The following is a 16,028-nucleotide window of genomic DNA, read 5'->3' on the forward strand; positions in this document are numbered from 1 at the left end:
CCATTATTGTTAAGCAACTGCAGCTTGTATAATTTTTGATTTCATGTTTAAATTCTCCATTACCAATACCGCCGCACCAATTAGTTCTCCATCAAAACCCAACTCAGATATCAGCAATTCTGTATTCACCGCCAGGCGGGGAATACTATATTTTATAAGCGCCTGTTGTATAGGTGCCGAAAGTATTTTACCAACCCTTGCCCCGCGTCCGCTAAGCACTATGCTCTCAGGATTCATTATATGTATCAGTATCGCCAACGCTTTGCCTATCTTAAAGCCTGCCTCCGTTAACAACTCGATAGCATACTGGTCGCCTTTGTTGGCAGCATCCATTAAAGCGTCGCCCGCAAGTTTTGATTCTTTATCGTTTAATGATTGCTGCAGGCTTGATACGCGCCCGTTTTTTATGCCCGCTATAGCCTTTTCGGCTACCACCAGCATAGATGCTTCTGCTTCCAGGCAACCTTGCTTTCCGCATGTGCAAAGACCACCATCTTCCGAAAGCGGGATATGGCTGAATTCACCCGCGAAACCATTGTGCCCCCTGAATAATGTTCCATCTACGATCATCCCGAGGCCGATACCCCAACCCAGGTTAATCACCATTACATTCTTTTTTGCCTTGGCTATACCGAAACGAAGTTCAGAAAGCGCTATTAAGCTCGAATCATTATCTATATAAATAGTTAAACCGGTATGTTTTTGTAAAAAGTCTACAAGGCTTATGCCTTCAGTAGGCAGATGGGTGTAATTAACGCCCTCATTAACATTAATAAACCCCGGCATGCCAATGCCGGCAGCTAATATCCGGGCACGCTCAATCCCACTGTTATCTATGTAGTTATTTATAATTGTTGCCAGCTGCGATGCGGAATCGTTATTGTTAAGCAAATGCAGCTCAATCATCTTAATCTCCGATACATAGTTGTTTTGCATGTCGACAATACCAATACGGGTAGATAGCTGATCCATTGCCACGGTGAGTATGTACATCTCATCAGGTTTGATGCTGTACATTACAGGCCGGCGTCCGCCGCTTGACGGAGCAAGCCCCCCTTCAGCTACAAGTCCATCTGCTATCAACTCGTTTACAGCTTTTGAAATAACCGGAATGCTTTTTTTGAAAAACGCACTCATCTCATTACATGATAACTCACGCTCGAAATACAGCTTTTTCAAAATGTCAGTTTTTAAGTTGGTTTTCAATTGTATCGGGTTTATTAGGTAGCAATTACATTGCGTTAAAACAAACTTAGCAAATAAAATATTTAATTCGCAAGACTTTTTTAAAAAATTTAAAAAGTATTCTATACATTTATAAAAATTAACTTATCCAAATTATATTCATCCTTTTTGTCAATGCAGTATATAATATTTTATAAGAGGTGGTTTATAGCAATTTTAGTTCTGCTAGCCTGCGTTAAAAGTGCATTTACACAGCAGAAAATCGATTTTGCAAAGTTTGATGTGAGGGCTACATGGCACGTGGAGCAAAATAATTACCAGGGCAAGCCTGTTTCGTTGTCCACCCTTACTATTAAAACAACTGCCAATGCTTTGTTACCAGCAACAGGTTGGAAATTGTATTTTAATTTTTCGCGTAAAATTACCCGGTGCCTGCTACCGGATATTGCCGTCACACACGTAAATGGCGACTTATTTTACTTAGCTCCCAAAGCAGGCTTTAAAGGCACGGATAAAAATTCGGTATTGCCAGTTAGTTTTGTTTCTGCTGATTGGGTTGTTAATTACACCGACGCGCCGGAAGGGTTATTTTTCGTATTTGACAGCAATCCTCAAAAAACGTATCCTGTACCAGTAACCGTATTGCCGTCCACCGCGGCGGTACAGTCGGCACGCATACCAACTGATAAGATTGCTTTCACTACACCGGCATATATATATAAACAAAACGAAAGCATACAAGATATACCTTCTGATAGCCTTATAAAAATGTTTCCGACACCATATGATTACAAGCTTACCGACGGGGAGTTTACGCTTACCCAAAAGCTGGTTATAAAAGCAGATACACAATTTACCGGGCAGCTGCCGCAGCTAAAATCCATGTTATTAAAAAAACTGGGAGTGAACGCGTTAGACGAAACTGCTTCTACAAATAGCATTAGCCTAAATTATAACTCAGCCTTACAGCCTGAGGCTTACGATTTAGAGGTAACTGATACGCGCATCGGAATAACTGCTTCTACTCCCGCCGGAATGTACTATGGCTTGCAATCGCTGTTTATGGTTTTACAGGATGCGCCGGCCAGCCAACCGGTTATGCTGCACGCTATGCAGGTGAGCGACAAGCCACGTTTTGGTTACCGCGCGGTAATGCTTGATGTTGCCCGCAACTTCCAACCCAAACAGCAAGTTAAAAAGTTAATTGACCTGATGGGGCTATATAAGCTAAACAAACTGCACTTCCACCTTACTGATGATGAAGGCTGGCGCCTGGACATAAAGGAGTTACCGGAACTTACCGAAGTGGGCGGTAAACGGGGCTACGATGTGACCGGAAAATATTTGGCGCCCGCTTTAGGCTCGGGCCCGGATGTGGACAATAAAACCGGTACAGGTTTTTATACCCGCGAAGATTTTATTGAAATATTAAAATATGCTAAAACGCATTATATTGAGGTTATACCCGAAATTGAAAGCCCGGGGCACGCACGCGCCGCCATAAAAGCTATGGACGTAAGGTATAACCGTTTTATGAAACAAAGTAAACCTGACGAGGCCTCACGATATATGCTGCGCGACCTTGCCGATAGTTCCCGTTACCTTTCTGTTCAAATGTATAATGATAATGTTATCAATGTAGCGTTGCCATCGGCTTACACGTTTATGCAAACAGTAACGGATGATATAATAAGCATGTACCGTGAAGCCGGCGCGCCGTTAACAACCATTCATTTTGGTGGTGATGAAGTGCCGGCCGGGGTTTGGGAACGCTCGCCCGCGGTAAAACAACTATTGCAGAAAAATACGGCCATAGGTAACGTTGATGATTTGTGGAGCTACTATTACAACCGGCTGCATACCATGCTCAAGGAACGTAACCTACATTTAACAGCCTGGGAAGAAGTTGGCCTGAAAAAGAAATTACAGGGCAAGACTAAGATAAATGTGCTGAATGATAATATGGTAGGTAAAGATGTACACCTTGAGGTGTGGAACAACCTGATAGGCTGGGGCGCCGAAGACCTGGCGTATCGCTTAGCCAATAACGGCTATAAGGTGATACTGTCCTGCGTAACCAACCTGTATTTCGATATGGCTTACGAAAAGAATTTTGATGAGCCGGGTTACTACTGGGGAGGATACACTGATATTGATGATGCTTTTAAATTCATCCCGTTAGATTACTTAAAGAATGTACAGACTGACCGTTTTGGTAATCCGCTTAACAAAAAATATGTGAGCACCAGGGAAAAGCTCACCGGTGCCGGGGTGCAGAATATTGTAGGTATACAAGGCGCCCTGTGGGCCGAAACTATAAAAAGTACGGGGCAGATGGAGTACATGATATTACCCAAGCTGTTAGGACTTGCCGAGCGGGCATGGTCAAAAAACCCGCAATGGGCAACAGAGCGCAATAAGAAAAAAAGCGCTGAACTTTACGCCCAGGCTTTCAGTAAATTCATTAATACGGTATCAAAACAGCAGCTGCCTTTGCTGGATACATACGCCGATGGATTTAATTACCGCATACCGCAGCCGGGTGCCGTTGTGAAAAACAACGCAGTAGTAGCAAATAGTAAGTACAAGGGATTTGTTATCAGGTATACGGTAGACGGTTCAGAACCGGATAGCAACAGCGCTGTTTACAAAGGGCCAATTACTGCTAACGGAACAATTAGGCTTCGCCTGTTTAATCATAAGGGCAGGGGCGGTAAGAGTATCGCAATATCTAATGGAAAATAATTTTATTGTAACGCGGCAAATTTTACGATGTTTATTATTGATATAAAGGAATGACAAATCAATCGTTTGCCGTTTTAAGATGAAACAGTATTTAGATCTAATTTATAAATCGCTAGGAGAAGAGCTGACAGGCGAAGTTTACACATTTGAAAATATAGTATCATTTATCGCTATGAATAAAGGTGCGAGCTCTATTGAAATAACGGATTGTGATTTCCATTTTGCAGGCAGACTACCTGTCGATTACAAATTGTTTCTTACATGTTTTAATGGCGGCACCTTGTACGGGGTAGATGATCTTAGTGGATTTAAACTGTTATCTACGGATGAGATAGTTCAACACAATGAATTTCACAAGTTGCACTTTGGAGATGATTGGGATGATAACGTGATTCTTTTCTGTCAATGCATTGGCGATGGCGATTATGTGGGTTTTCAGGTAACTAACAATATAGAATATCAGTTAGTAGATTGTTTTGGCGAAGTGCTGCCCTCAAATTGGGCTCTACTTGACATGAAATTTGATGACTTTATTGAGCGCTTGATGAAGGAAAAGGGAAGAAAATATTGGCTTGTATAAATATATGTCACTTCGTTATGACGTTTTCCATAAAAGTGGAAAGGGCACAAAAATAAAATAATTGAGAGCGCTGTAATTAGCTTTGTCATGTCTGTTTTATATCGCAGATGATAGGGGTGGCCCTATTACATAAGGTGGCTGAAAAAACTGCCGCTAACTGGTGTTGTGCCCGATAAAAGGTGCTTCCCCGTCTAGCTGCACTAAAGTAAACAGAAATGCAGTAAAGTTCAAGAACCACGATCCTGGCATAATTTAAACATGATGTGCACTAGCCATTCTCTTTCAGAGGTTCGAATCCATTTTCTTTCAGTAGATCAGTAAACTGCTCTAGGTCGGTATTTAGGTCACTGATTGTCATAAATTGAATCTTTTTTAAATTATAGGCCTTAGTTAGAGCCCCGAAGTCTAACTCGATATTATTCCCTTTTAAAACGTGTTCAAGCTTTTTAAATTCACTCTTATCAAGTTGTTTGTCTTTCGCTATTGCTCTAAAAGCAATTTTATTGGGGGAGTTCCTCTCTACATTACAAATTAATGTAAAGTCGTTAATTTCGCCACGCTTCACTTCTTCAGTGAAAAAGAATCGAGAATTTTCAAGAACATAATATTTATGGAACCCCATTTCCTCTAATCTATCAAACGGTGGTATTTTAAATGCTTTCAGTCTTACTCTTTTCTTTCTATACCATTCATAATATGCTACAGCTATAATAAATGCTGGCATTACGAAACCTGCAACAAAAACTCCTGTAATCAATGATGCCAAGTCCGGCGTTTCCCCCTTCGAATAGCTGTAAACGAAAAGGATAAAACTGAAAATTAGAAAGATAGAAGAAGTCGTTAAAAAGGCAAACTTAATTTTCCGTCCGTTCAAATTGATGAAGTTGTCCATGTTTATGATTGGGCATAACGGTTAGGCTTTGCGAAGAAGGAGGATAAAAGCACTTCATTGTCACCTAGCGCAAAAACTTAGTTAAATGTAGAAAATTTTCGAGAACAACAATCGCCAGCCGTTTTTGGGAAGTCTTTGTTTTGCGCTTTTGCTTTTTAATGGTCTAGCTCATCATACACTACAAAATTAATCAGCGTCTTTCAACTCTCAGAAATCGAATCGTGCCGTCCTTCTTTTTGTGGTGTTAAAAAAAACTGTGATCTATTTGTGACCTCTCTACGTCGGGTTCAACAAAAATTTATGTAAAGCTTAGCGGGGGAACAGTTCCGACCGCAAAATGAGGATGAGATAAAAACTGTCTTAACGTCATAAAAAAGGTCTTTTCTCTAAGAAAAAAGACCTTTTATTTCGTGGTATCAGCTGGAATCGAACCAGCGACACAAGGATTTTCAGTCCTTTGCTCTACCAACTGAGCTATGATACCATGCCCGTTTTGGGTTTGCAAATGTAGTTTGTTTTTTTGTTTATGAAAACTTTTTTTTAAAATACTGTTATTTGGTATGCCCCTGTTAAGTTAGTTGATTGAATGAGTGGTGGTTATATTTTAAGATATTTAATAGCTTGGTTACTGTAGCAGTACTCAACCGGCAGATGTTGAAACGGGTGCTTATCCAATCGACAAAAAATAATACCTTTATATAAATACTATGCACGCATAATGATTCAGCAGATCGTATTTTTTTTGATACTTATATTCGCTATTTACCTCTTTTACAAAAATGCAGGAAAGGTGCGGCGTAATATTATGTTAGGCCGGGATGTTAACAGGTCTGATCATCCTGCACTTCGCTGGAAAATAATGGCCAAAGTGGCGCTCGGCCAAACCAAAATGGCGAAACGGCCGGTAGCCGCTGTCCTTCATTTCCTTATTTATGCGGGGTTTGTTATAATAAATATTGAGATATTAGAGATAGTAATAGATGGCCTTTTTGGTTCGCACCGGATATTTGCCGGGCCTTTGGGCGGCTTCTACAATGTACTGATAGGCAGCTTTGAGGTTTTGGCTTTGCTTGTATTAACAGCGTGTGTAGCATTCCTATTGCGCCGTAATTTATTAAATATCAAACGTTTTCGTGGAACGGAAATGAAAAGTTGGCCCCGGTCAGACGCTAATTATATCCTTATTATCGAGATATGTTTAATGACGGCTTTTTTAACCATGAATGCGGCCGATAATAAGTTGCAGCTGCTGCAATATGGTGATTACACGTCAGCAGGTGTATTTCCGGTAAGTGCGTTTTTAGCGCCACTATTACCCGATACTACGTCGGCATTGGTGACAATCGAACGATCATGCTGGTGGTTTCATATTGTTGGTATCCTGGCTTTCTTAAACTACCTGCCTTATTCAAAGCATTTCCATATTCTGCTGGCGTTCCCCAATACCTATTATTCAAACTTAAAGCCTCAGGGCTATGTTAATAACATGGCATCAGTAACTAATGAGGTAAAGGCGATGCTCGATCCATCGTATGTTCAGGCAGAAACACAAGCCGGTAGTTTTGGTGTAAAAGATGCAACTGACCTTACCTGGAAAAACCTGCTTGACGCTTACACTTGTACCGAATGTGGCAGGTGCACTGCTGTGTGCCCGGCAAATATCACCGGTAAATTGTTGTCGCCCCGTAAAATCATGATGGATACCCGCGACCGTATTACTGAAATAGGCAAAGGTATTGATGCTAACGGAAAGTATCACGAAGACGGTAAGACCTTACTGGATGACTATATCACAAGAGAAGAACTGTGGGCCTGCACTACTTGCAACGCTTGTGTTGAAGCTTGCCCGGTAAATATAAACCCACTGGAAATTATAGTTGAGATGCGCCGTTACACTGTGATGGAGGAGTCAACGGCACCGGGCAGCCTGAATAATATGTTTGCTAATATGGAAAACAACGGCGCGCCATGGAAATATAGTAATGCCGATAGATTTAATTGGGCAACTCCGGAAGAAGGGCAGCAAAATAGGGAGCGATATGACAATATATAAATCAGGCACTAACCTGGATAGCCAGGGCAAGGTTGTTACTATGGCCGAAATGGCCGCTAAAGGCCTTGAACCTGAAATACTGTTTTGGGTGGGATGTGCTGGAAGCTTTGACGAACGCGCGCAACGCATAACCCGCGACATATGTAAAATATTACAACATGTTGGTATCAGCTTTGCCGTATTGGGGACTGAAGAAAGCTGTACCGGTGACCCCGCCAAGCGAGCAGGTAATGAATTTTTGTTCCAGATGCAGGCTATGGCCAATATTGCTGTGCTGGACGGCTATAATATCAAAAAGATAGTTACAGGTTGCCCTCACTGTTTTAATACGATAAAAAATGAGTATCCCGGGTTAGGCGGTAACTATGAGGTTATACACCATTCGCAATTGATACAACAATTAATTGATGAAGGCAAGCTAAAGGCCGAAGGAGGCGAAAGTTTTAAAGGCAAGCGGATTACTTATCACGATCCATGTTACCTTGGGCGTGGAAACGGCGTATATGAAGCTCCTCGCAAAGCGCTTGAAATATTAGATACCGACCTGGTAGAGATGAAGCGCTGTCGTAGCAATGGCCTCTGCTGCGGTGCCGGGGGGGCACAAATGTTTAAAGAACCGGAACCCGGAAAGAAAGATATCAACTTGGAACGCGCCGACGAAATTATTGCAAGCGGGGCTAACGTGGTAGCAGCGGCCTGCCCTTTTTGCATGACCATGCTTCGAGATGGTGTAAAGGTGCGCGAAAAAGAACAGGCTATACAGGTGCTGGATATCGCCGAGATAACGGTACGGGCCAACGGGCTGTAAACAAAAAAGCCATGCAGTCTGCATGGCTTACTAATAGTATTCTTTATCTAAAACCTGAAACCTACTGCAAGGCCGGCTCTCACTGTATACCATGGGCCGGTAACATCCACGTCGGCACCATTTTTATTAACAGTTATCTTTGTATCGAATAATTTGCTGTTAAAGTTTTCCAGTTCCTCGCGCAAAGCATTTTGTTCTGGGCCGCTGAGTTCTTGTGCGGTATAGCCTTTCAGGTTACCGTTTTGAGAACCCGCACTGGCGCCTATTATCCACCAGTCGAGGTAAATTTGGCGGCTGAGCTTAAACTGCGAACCAATCATTAAGCCGCCGGTAAAGGTTTTGGTATTGCCACTTAATAGTATCGATCGGGTTTCTGTAGCTATTATGGGATTATCTGGGTCATTTGGATTTTCAGTTTCAGTTGTTACCGTGTACTCAAAGTCAGGCATTTCGGCGCTATAGGTAGCATAGCGTACAAATGGGGCTAGGTAAAAGCCATGGAATACGCCCTTTTTACCCACATAAAATCTAACCTCGGGAGTTAATGCAAAATTGCCGGTTTTAAATGTATGTATGTTTTTAGAAAACTCTTCATCATCAATAAGCTTTTCAAAACTGCCCTTAAAAGGCAGGGTGGATTTTGGCGCAAAACGAACGCCTAATGCTACTGATATCCTTTTGCCTACAGCGCGTTCGTACTGAAACGAAAAGTTTTTTAGAATCAGCGCGGGCACATTCAGCTTAACAATGTTTTTGGATAGTGAATCGTTCTTTTGTGCCGATACTGTAGTTGTGCTTAACATACACACGATAAGGCACGTGATAGCCGCGGACAGCTTAAAGTAAAATATTCTCATAGTTGTTATTGGTTAATAATTGTTCTACGCAGTAAAAATAAAAATAATAAGCATCCGGCAAACGCGGATATAAAAATTACCCGGAAGCGGGTATCGCATACCGTGCGAAATGAAGTAAGGAAGGGTACAATCAGCTATGCTATAGCTACTATTGGCTGGCTGTAAAACGTTTAACTATTTCTGTTAGTTCGCTAACGTCAAAGGGCTTCATCAGGTAGCCATCAGCCTGACCGGCCTCGGCAATCTCTTTAACATTGCTTACTGCCGAAATAATAACTACGGGGATATGACTTGTAGCTGGATCGGTTTTTAACTGCTTGCATAGCTGTTGGCCATTTGCATCGCTTTTCCAGTCGGTAAGCCAATTATCCAGCAAAATGATATCAGGCTCAATACTGTCAAGCGAGTTAAGAAGTTTGGAGGTGGCTGAAGCATGCACTTCGTAGCCTTCTTCTTCAAGTACATAAGATATAGTTTCGCGTATATCCTTATCATCCTCAATTACAAATACCTTTTTAGCCATAGCTTTTAATCCAATATAACTATAACAATCAAGGGTGACTGTTTTGTTTTAAAGCGAGTGTGATTTAGTGCTATAATTATGATAACAATTCCGGCAACGCGGTTCATAAGCATTGGTTTCGCCAAGTAAAATTTGGGTTGTGCCGCCTGTAAAACGGAAGGAATAAAGGGCCGGTTTACCGCATCGCACACAAACCGCCTGTAATTTTGTAACATCATCAGCAATAGCCATCAACGCCGGAATGGGCCCAAAGGGGTGCCCCCTAAAATCCATGTCGAGCCCTGCCACTACAACCCGTATACCCGCGTTGGCAAGCGTGTTGCATACATGCGGTAAATCCCTGTCAAAAAATTGCGCTTCATCAATAGCAATAACCTGCTGATCCTTTTTAAATTTTAAAATTTCTGTAGAGGTAGGTATTGCAGTACAGGGCATCGTTTTTTGGTTATGTGATACAATGGCGTGCTGCGCATACCTGGTATCTATTTGCGGTTTAAAAATGTGTACGTCAAGGTTTTTTATAAGCGCAAGATTTAGCCTGCGCATCAATTCTTCGGTTTTGCCTGAAAACATTGAGCCGCAAATTACTTCAATGCAACCTGCGCTTTTAGCCGATTTAAATGTGTTTTCGCTATCTGTCATTTGGATTTATCCGGAAACTAATATCAGAATTTAATGTTATTTTTGGTTAGCATATACAACATTAAGCCATGAAGCAACAGGATGTATTTAAAAAGATAGGCGCAATAGTAAAAGAGATTAAAGAGCAATACGAATATCTAAGTGAAGATCCGGAACAAATAAGCGAACTGGAACTCGAACTTTTTGCAGCCAACGCCAGCTTTTTAAAGGACCATACGGAGATTTTAAGAAAGTTAAACGCAAAAAATGCTTCGCAGAATGAGATCAGGAAACCTGATGCCAAACCTGCAATTGAGATAGTTGAACCAGCGGTTGAGAGAGTACCTGACCCCGTTGTTGAAAATGCGGCCAGCGAAGAGCCCGGTAAGCAAGAGGAAAAGTTTTTTGAGCCTGTTGTACAGCGGTTATCGTCTAATCAGTTTACTCCTGACAAAGGCGGTGACATAACAACCCCAGTGGCTACCGAAGCCGATGATTTAATCCCTGAGGCTGAAACACAGGACAGCGAGCCCGAAACTATCCGCCATGAACTTATCATTGATGAGGCTGATTTATGGGAGGATGAAGACGAAGAGTTATATGATAGTGAGGATATTATAGAGGAAGAGGGAGTAACAGAGGAATCTGAGCCGCAAGCCGTAGAAACTGAACCCATTAATACTATGCCGGTTGAAGACGCTGAGCCGGAAGCAGATGACAATGACGAACCTGAAATAACTGCGGTAGAAACCCGGCCTATCAATACTATGCCGGCCACAGAGCCGCGGTTTGACGACGCTGCTACAAAGAGCGACGAACCTGTGCGTACTATAAACCAGCGGATATCCGACCAGTTGGGCGAAAAAAAACAACCTGTTCCCCCGCCTGTGAGTGATCTTAAGTCGGCAATTAACCTTAATGATAAGCTCTTATACATTAAAGATTTATTTAACGGCTATAGCCTGGCGTATAGCGAAGCTATAGAAATACTAAATCGCTTTCACAGTTTTGACGAGGCAGACCGCTTTTTAAACGCCAATTACGTTGTTAAAAATAATTGGGAGAGCAAGCAAGCCACAGCCACTAAATTTTATGATTTATTGAAAAGGCGTTACGCTTAAGCGTAACCCGTACGGCTGGCATCCAGCTTTATCAGGATAAATAGTAATATGGTAAAGCTCAACAATGACGAGCCGCCGTAACTGATAAAAGGCAGCGGGATGCCTATAACCGGCATCAAACCAATAGTCATGGCTATATTTATAAGCACATGGAAGAAGATTATAGATGCCACGCCATAACCATAGATGCGTGAAAAGGTCATTTGCTGCCTCTCGGCGATCATGATTACCCGCAGCAATAAAAAAAGAAACAAACCTATTACCACAACCGAGCCTGCAAAACCCCACTCTTCGCCTACCGTACAAAAAATAAAATCAGTGCTTTGCTCGGGCACAAATGAATATTTGGTTTGGGTACCCTGTAAATAACCTTTGCCCCATAGCTGACCAGATCCTATCGCGATTTTCGATTGGTTTACATTATACCCGGCCCCGCGTAGGTCAGTTGTAATGCCAAGGAGTTCGTCAATACGGGCACGGTGGTGCGGTTGTAGTATATTATTATAAATAGGCTTTACTGCCATTGCAAAAGCGGCACACAGTATAAAGCCTGTTATAAGTGTAAAAAGAAATTTGCGGTTACGCAGGTTAAACGTTGCCAACAAAGCGGCAACAATGGTAAGTATACCCAAAAGCAGCCACTGGTTTATCAATAATGATGATACAAACAGGGTTATGAATAATCCAATGATGATCAGGAAATAGGGTGATAGACCCTCGCGATACAGTACAAATATGAGTGAGCAAAATACAAGTGTTGAACCTACATCGGGCTGCAGCATAATAAGCGTCATGGGCAGCAATATGATACCGGCTGATATCCAGAAAGATTCGGTATCTGTGATTTTGATGTTTGTACCGCTGAGATATTTAGCCAGCAGCAGGCAAGTGGTAAACTTAGCAAACTCTGAGGGCTGCAGCCTGAAACCGCCGCCAAGGGATATCCAGGCCTGGTTGCCGCCAACATTGCGTCCTATAACCAACACCAGTATCAACAATAAAATAGTAATGATATAAAAAGGAGGAGCCAACGCGCTGAAAAACCGGTAGTCTAACAACAGTAATACCATAGCTACGGAAACCGATACTAAAATGAAGATGAATTGCTTACCATAGTTAGTGGCGGGGTCAATTATGCTGGGATGTGTTTCATCATATACCGCGGCGTGTATGTTAAACCAGCCTATAACGCATAGTGCAAGGTAAATAAGTACTGTTATCCAGTCGATGTTTAAAAAGAAACCGCGCTCCCTATTCATCATTCCTCCTTATGGCCTGGCTGGCCAATTCCAGCGTCCGCTCCTTTTTTGTATCGGTTTTTTGTGCCGACTTTAACGTGATCTGTTTTGCCGGTGTATCTGTGCTATTTTTTTTGACGCTGTCTCGCCTAATTACTCTCGGTTTGCTGCCCTTTGGCGGCGGGAGCAGGTTAGCATTTATTATATATTCAACTTGTGCCTTAGGCTTGGTAATGGTATCGCGCAGGTACTGCTCAACAATATAGCTGGCAATAGGAGCCGCCCATGATGAACCAAAACCTGCATTTTCTACCACCACAGCGATAGCTATCCTGGGGGTGTCGCGGGGGGCAAAAGCAACAAAAACCGAATGGTTTTTTCCGCGGGAATTTTGCACTGTGCCGGTTTTACCACACATGACGATGCCTGGTATACGTGCGTTTACAGCCGTGCCGCTTTCCACAACCTGTTGCATGCCGTCAATAACCGGTTGAAAATACTCAGCATCAATTCCTACATCATGTTTTTCGGTAAATTCCTTACGAATAACTTTTTTATCGCCGATGGCTTTGATGAGGTGGGGGGTATAATAGTAGCCCCGATTTGCAATGGTACACTCTATGTTGGCAAGTTGCAGGGGAGTAGCCAGCAATTCGCCCTGGCCAATGGCCAGTGAGATGATGGAACTGGAGCGCCAGCGGTTTTTACCAAATATCTTATCATAACGTTCAGGCTCAGGTACATTCCCTCTTTTTTCATTGGGAAGATCCACATTCAGCTTGACGCCCAAACCGAATTTGGACACTTTCTCTCTCCAGTCCAAAAAAGTGCCCCGTGTTTTCTTTGCGCCGTTACGGTTCATAAGCCTGTCAAATACGTAGCAAAAATATGTGTTGCATGAATTGGCTATTCCTTTACGCAAGTCAGTAGGTCCATCGTAATGTTCGCAATTTACACGGTGGTTACCCGCCATGTAATAATGCGGGCAAAAGTAACTGGTTTGTGGTGTGATAATTCCTTCTTGTAAACCTATCAGTGCATCCAGCGGTTTAAAAGACGAACCTGGCGAATAATATGCCTGTATGGGACGGGTTAACAGGGGATTGTAGGGATCCTTATACATGGCAGCCATATGGTTACCACGCTGCCGCCCCACCATCAGGTTAGGGTCATAAGTCGGGCTGCTTACAAAAGTGAGTATTTCGCCGGTAGCCGGTTCTATCGCCACAATGCTCCCTACTTTATTTCGCATTAGTTTCTCACCCAATTTTTGCAGTTTAATATCAAGTGACGATATGAGTCGTTCACCGGCAACGGCTGCTGTGTCATAAAGTCCGTGGGCATAGCGTCCCTGGGGTACATTCCGCGAGTCTACCAGCAAGTTTTCTACGCCACGCTGGCCGCGCAACACTTCTTCGTAGGCCTTTTCAATACCGGTTACACCGATATAATCCTGTAAACGATAATACTTGCCGGATTTTTCAATGTCCTTTTCAGTTACCTCGCCGGTGTACCCTAAAAAATGCGCTGCCGTAGAGTCGGGATAACTGCGTACAGAACGCAATTGCCCGAAGAATCCGGGAAAATCAGACAGGCGCTCCTGCAATGAACGGTAAAAAGCTACTGATAGTTGTTTTTCAAATGCTGATGCTTTGTAAAGCGAATAACCCCGGGCTTTTTGAAAACGTTTATCAAACCCCTCTTTATCGATACCTATCAGGCGGCAAAACTCAAGTGTGTCAAAAGGCTTAACCTGTTTAGGTATCACCATCAGGTCATAAACAGGTTCATTTTGTACCAGGATTTTATTGTTGCGGTCGAGGATAGGACCGCGCGCGGGAAACAGGATGTTTTTGCGGATAACGTTATTGTTGGCAAATAAAAAATAGCGATCATCAACAACCTGGATATAGAACAAACGCGCCAACAGTATAACCATTAGGGTTATAAAAATGCCCGTTATAATATAGCGTCGCTCAAAAAAACTATTCATTTAAACCTTTTTCTTTCTAAAAAACAAAAAGCCCGATACCAGGATCAAAAATACTGTAAATAATGAACTCAATAAAAAGCGGCTTAGTGTATATTCAATTTCGTTCCAGCTAAAAACTTCGAGATTGAACAAAAAGAAATGATGAAAAAGGGTAAGTATTGCAGCGTAAGTAAAAAACCACCTAAAGCCCATACTTCCTATAGTAGGTTCTGGTACAGTGTTATCGCTGCTTTCTTTTTGCACGGTAATGCTAATAAACGCTACGCGTACAAAAGCCAGTAAAACGGTAGCTGCTGCATGCAATCCGGGGGTATCGTAAAAAGCATCTATACTTAATCCCAGTACAAAAGCCAGCGGGAACAATAGTAAATTCGGGGTTTGAAAAGGCAGCAGCAATACAAACAGGATGTATAAAAACGGCGTAGAGAGATCATATACCGCTATATTTTTAAGCAGAAACGCCTGGATAAATACCAGCACGATAAAGCGAACGATATTTACGATAACACTACTCATCCACGTCTTTGTTTTGCTGCGATTCTAATGTGATTTGCTCCCTGGCTAATTTGTTAGTAATAACAAACACATAGTCAAGGTTGCTGAAATTAACTGCAAGCCTAACTTCCATATTAAGGAAAAAGCCGCCGGTTTTGGGTGTTAGGTTGCTTACCTTACCCAACGGTATGCCTATCGGGAATAACGAATGCTCGTCCGTTACTACAAGGTCGCCCAGGCGGGGCTGCGCGCTGTTGGCAACATCATACAGCAAGCCCTTCCGCGGGTCCATATCATCAGCCCACCTAAATGATCCGCCTTCTTTTGACTTGGCCAGCATGGCGCTGATGCGGGTATCTTTATGCAACAGTGAACGGACGATAGCGAAATGAGGCGAAGTTTGTATCACTATCCCCACAACGCCCGCGTTGCTCACTACACCCATTCCTTTTTCGATACCGTTATTGCTGCCTTTGTTCAGGGTAAGGTAATTTACCCTGCTGTTAACTGAATTGTTGATCACCCTGGCCTCAAGGTAAGTATATTGCTGTTTGTTAACGGTATCAATAACCGTTTGGCTCCTGGTAGTATCAATAAATTTTGACGACTTAAAATGATTGCGAAGTGCCGCATTTTCGCGGGCCAGTTTATCGTTAATCTCTTTGAGCCTAAGGTAGTCATTCAAATTGTTAACGTGGTTGTATAAATTACCGGTTATTTCATTGCTGGTATTAATAAAAGAAGCCTTCTGAAAGTCGTTGTAATTAACAAAGATGTATAATGAGAAACCCTCAAATATGAGGAACAAAAAAAATGCGCTGTACTTTGTGATGAATATCAGTAGGTGACGCATGGTGGTGAGTGGTGGATAGTGAGCGGTAAATAGTGATAGAAGTTATTAACTTATCAGTCACTAC

14 protein-coding genes and 1 tRNA gene are annotated in these 16,028 nt (G+C 42.5%); 5 read left to right on the plus strand and 10 right to left on the minus strand.

From position 1 onward, the window contains the following. Window positions 1–9: 9 nt before the first annotated feature. On the minus strand, window positions 10–1,179 hold the full coding sequence (locus DJ568_RS12970; RefSeq protein WP_233496689.1) for an ROK family protein: 1,170 nt from the start codon (window positions 1,177–1,179) through the stop codon (window positions 10–12). Between the two features lie 180 nt (window positions 1,180–1,359). On the opposite strand from DJ568_RS12970, the gene DJ568_RS12975 reads away from it, so the two are divergent. Together DJ568_RS12975 and DJ568_RS12980 are read left to right on the plus strand one after the other, a co-directional pair. After that, window positions 1,360–3,930, plus strand: coding sequence for a family 20 glycosylhydrolase (locus tag DJ568_RS12975; protein ID WP_114005718.1), 2,571 nt, complete (start codon window positions 1,360–1,362; stop codon window positions 3,928–3,930). 79 nt (window positions 3,931–4,009) lie between these two features. Next, window positions 4,010–4,510 (plus strand): SMI1/KNR4 family protein, encoded by a 501-nt coding sequence (locus DJ568_RS12980; protein ID WP_114005719.1) that lies wholly within the window; start codon window positions 4,010–4,012, stop codon window positions 4,508–4,510. A 268-nt stretch (window positions 4,511–4,778) separates the two neighbouring features. Here DJ568_RS12980 and DJ568_RS12985 read toward each other — a convergent pair whose 3' ends face one another. Both DJ568_RS12985 and DJ568_RS12990 read right to left on the minus strand, forming a co-directional pair. Next, the gene (locus DJ568_RS12985; protein ID WP_114005720.1) at window positions 4,779–5,402 is read right to left on the minus strand and encodes a hypothetical protein; all 624 of its coding nucleotides are present in this window, start codon (window positions 5,400–5,402) and stop codon (window positions 4,779–4,781) included. A gap of 411 nt (window positions 5,403–5,813) precedes the next feature. Then, window positions 5,814–5,886, minus strand: a tRNA-Phe gene (locus DJ568_RS12990). A gap of 234 nt (window positions 5,887–6,120) precedes the next feature. Here DJ568_RS12990 and DJ568_RS12995 point away from each other — a divergent pair. Further along, a complete protein-coding gene (locus DJ568_RS12995) occupies window positions 6,121–7,455 on the plus strand; it encodes a (Fe-S)-binding protein (protein WP_114005721.1) in 1,335 nt (444 codons plus the stop codon). After that, window positions 7,442–8,263 carry a (Fe-S)-binding protein gene (locus tag DJ568_RS13000; protein ID WP_114005722.1) on the plus strand — a complete coding sequence of 274 codons (822 nt, stop codon included), beginning with the start codon at window positions 7,442–7,444 and terminating at the stop codon, window positions 8,261–8,263. The genes DJ568_RS12995 and DJ568_RS13000 overlap by 14 nt, the downstream gene beginning before the upstream one ends. A gap of 47 nt (window positions 8,264–8,310) precedes the next feature. Here the strand turns inward: DJ568_RS13000 and DJ568_RS13005 are convergent, their stop codons facing one another. From DJ568_RS13005 to DJ568_RS13015, 3 genes are all read right to left on the minus strand, one after another. Beyond that, window positions 8,311–9,120 carry a DUF3575 domain-containing protein gene (locus tag DJ568_RS13005; RefSeq protein WP_114005723.1) on the minus strand — a complete coding sequence of 270 codons (810 nt, stop codon included), beginning with the start codon at window positions 9,118–9,120 and terminating at the stop codon, window positions 8,311–8,313. A 148-nt stretch (window positions 9,121–9,268) separates the two neighbouring features. Beyond that, window positions 9,269–9,643 carry a response regulator transcription factor gene (locus DJ568_RS13010; RefSeq protein WP_114005724.1) on the minus strand — a complete coding sequence of 125 codons (375 nt, stop codon included), beginning with the start codon at window positions 9,641–9,643 and terminating at the stop codon, window positions 9,269–9,271. Between the two features lie 48 nt (window positions 9,644–9,691). Then, window positions 9,692–10,285, minus strand: a complete 594-nt coding sequence (locus DJ568_RS13015; protein ID WP_114005725.1) for a thymidine kinase — start codon at window positions 10,283–10,285, stop codon at window positions 9,692–9,694. 68 nt (window positions 10,286–10,353) lie between these two features. Between DJ568_RS13015 and DJ568_RS13020 the strand changes: the two genes are divergently transcribed. Then, entirely contained in the window at window positions 10,354–11,385 is a 1,032-nt protein-coding gene (locus tag DJ568_RS13020; RefSeq protein WP_114005726.1) for a hypothetical protein, read from the plus strand. On the opposite strand, the gene rodA is transcribed toward DJ568_RS13020, so the two are convergent. Genes rodA through mreC form a run of 4 tightly spaced genes read right to left on the minus strand, consistent with a single transcriptional unit; the run spans window position 11,382 to window position 15,964 of the window. Continuing rightward, window positions 11,382–12,644, minus strand: a complete 1,263-nt coding sequence (gene rodA / locus DJ568_RS13025; RefSeq protein ID WP_114005727.1) for a rod shape-determining protein RodA — start codon at window positions 12,642–12,644, stop codon at window positions 11,382–11,384. The genes DJ568_RS13020 and rodA overlap by 4 nt on opposite strands. Next, window positions 12,637–14,616 carry a penicillin-binding protein 2 gene (gene mrdA / locus DJ568_RS13030; protein WP_114005728.1) on the minus strand — a complete coding sequence of 660 codons (1,980 nt, stop codon included), beginning with the start codon at window positions 14,614–14,616 and terminating at the stop codon, window positions 12,637–12,639. Before mrdA ends, rodA begins: the two co-directional genes overlap by 8 nt. Then, window positions 14,617–15,132, minus strand: coding sequence for a rod shape-determining protein MreD (gene mreD / locus DJ568_RS13035; RefSeq protein WP_114005729.1), 516 nt, complete (start codon window positions 15,130–15,132; stop codon window positions 14,617–14,619). Beyond that, window positions 15,125–15,964 (minus strand): rod shape-determining protein MreC, encoded by an 840-nt coding sequence (gene mreC, locus DJ568_RS13040; RefSeq protein WP_114005730.1) that lies wholly within the window; start codon window positions 15,962–15,964, stop codon window positions 15,125–15,127. The genes mreD and mreC overlap by 8 nt, the downstream gene beginning before the upstream one ends. Window positions 15,965–16,028 lie beyond the last annotated feature (64 nt).

Origin of the sequence: Mucilaginibacter hurinus (genome assembly GCF_003324525.1) — a bacterium.
In the GTDB taxonomy this organism is placed as follows: Bacteria; Bacteroidota; Bacteroidia; order Sphingobacteriales; family Sphingobacteriaceae; genus Mucilaginibacter; species Mucilaginibacter hurinus.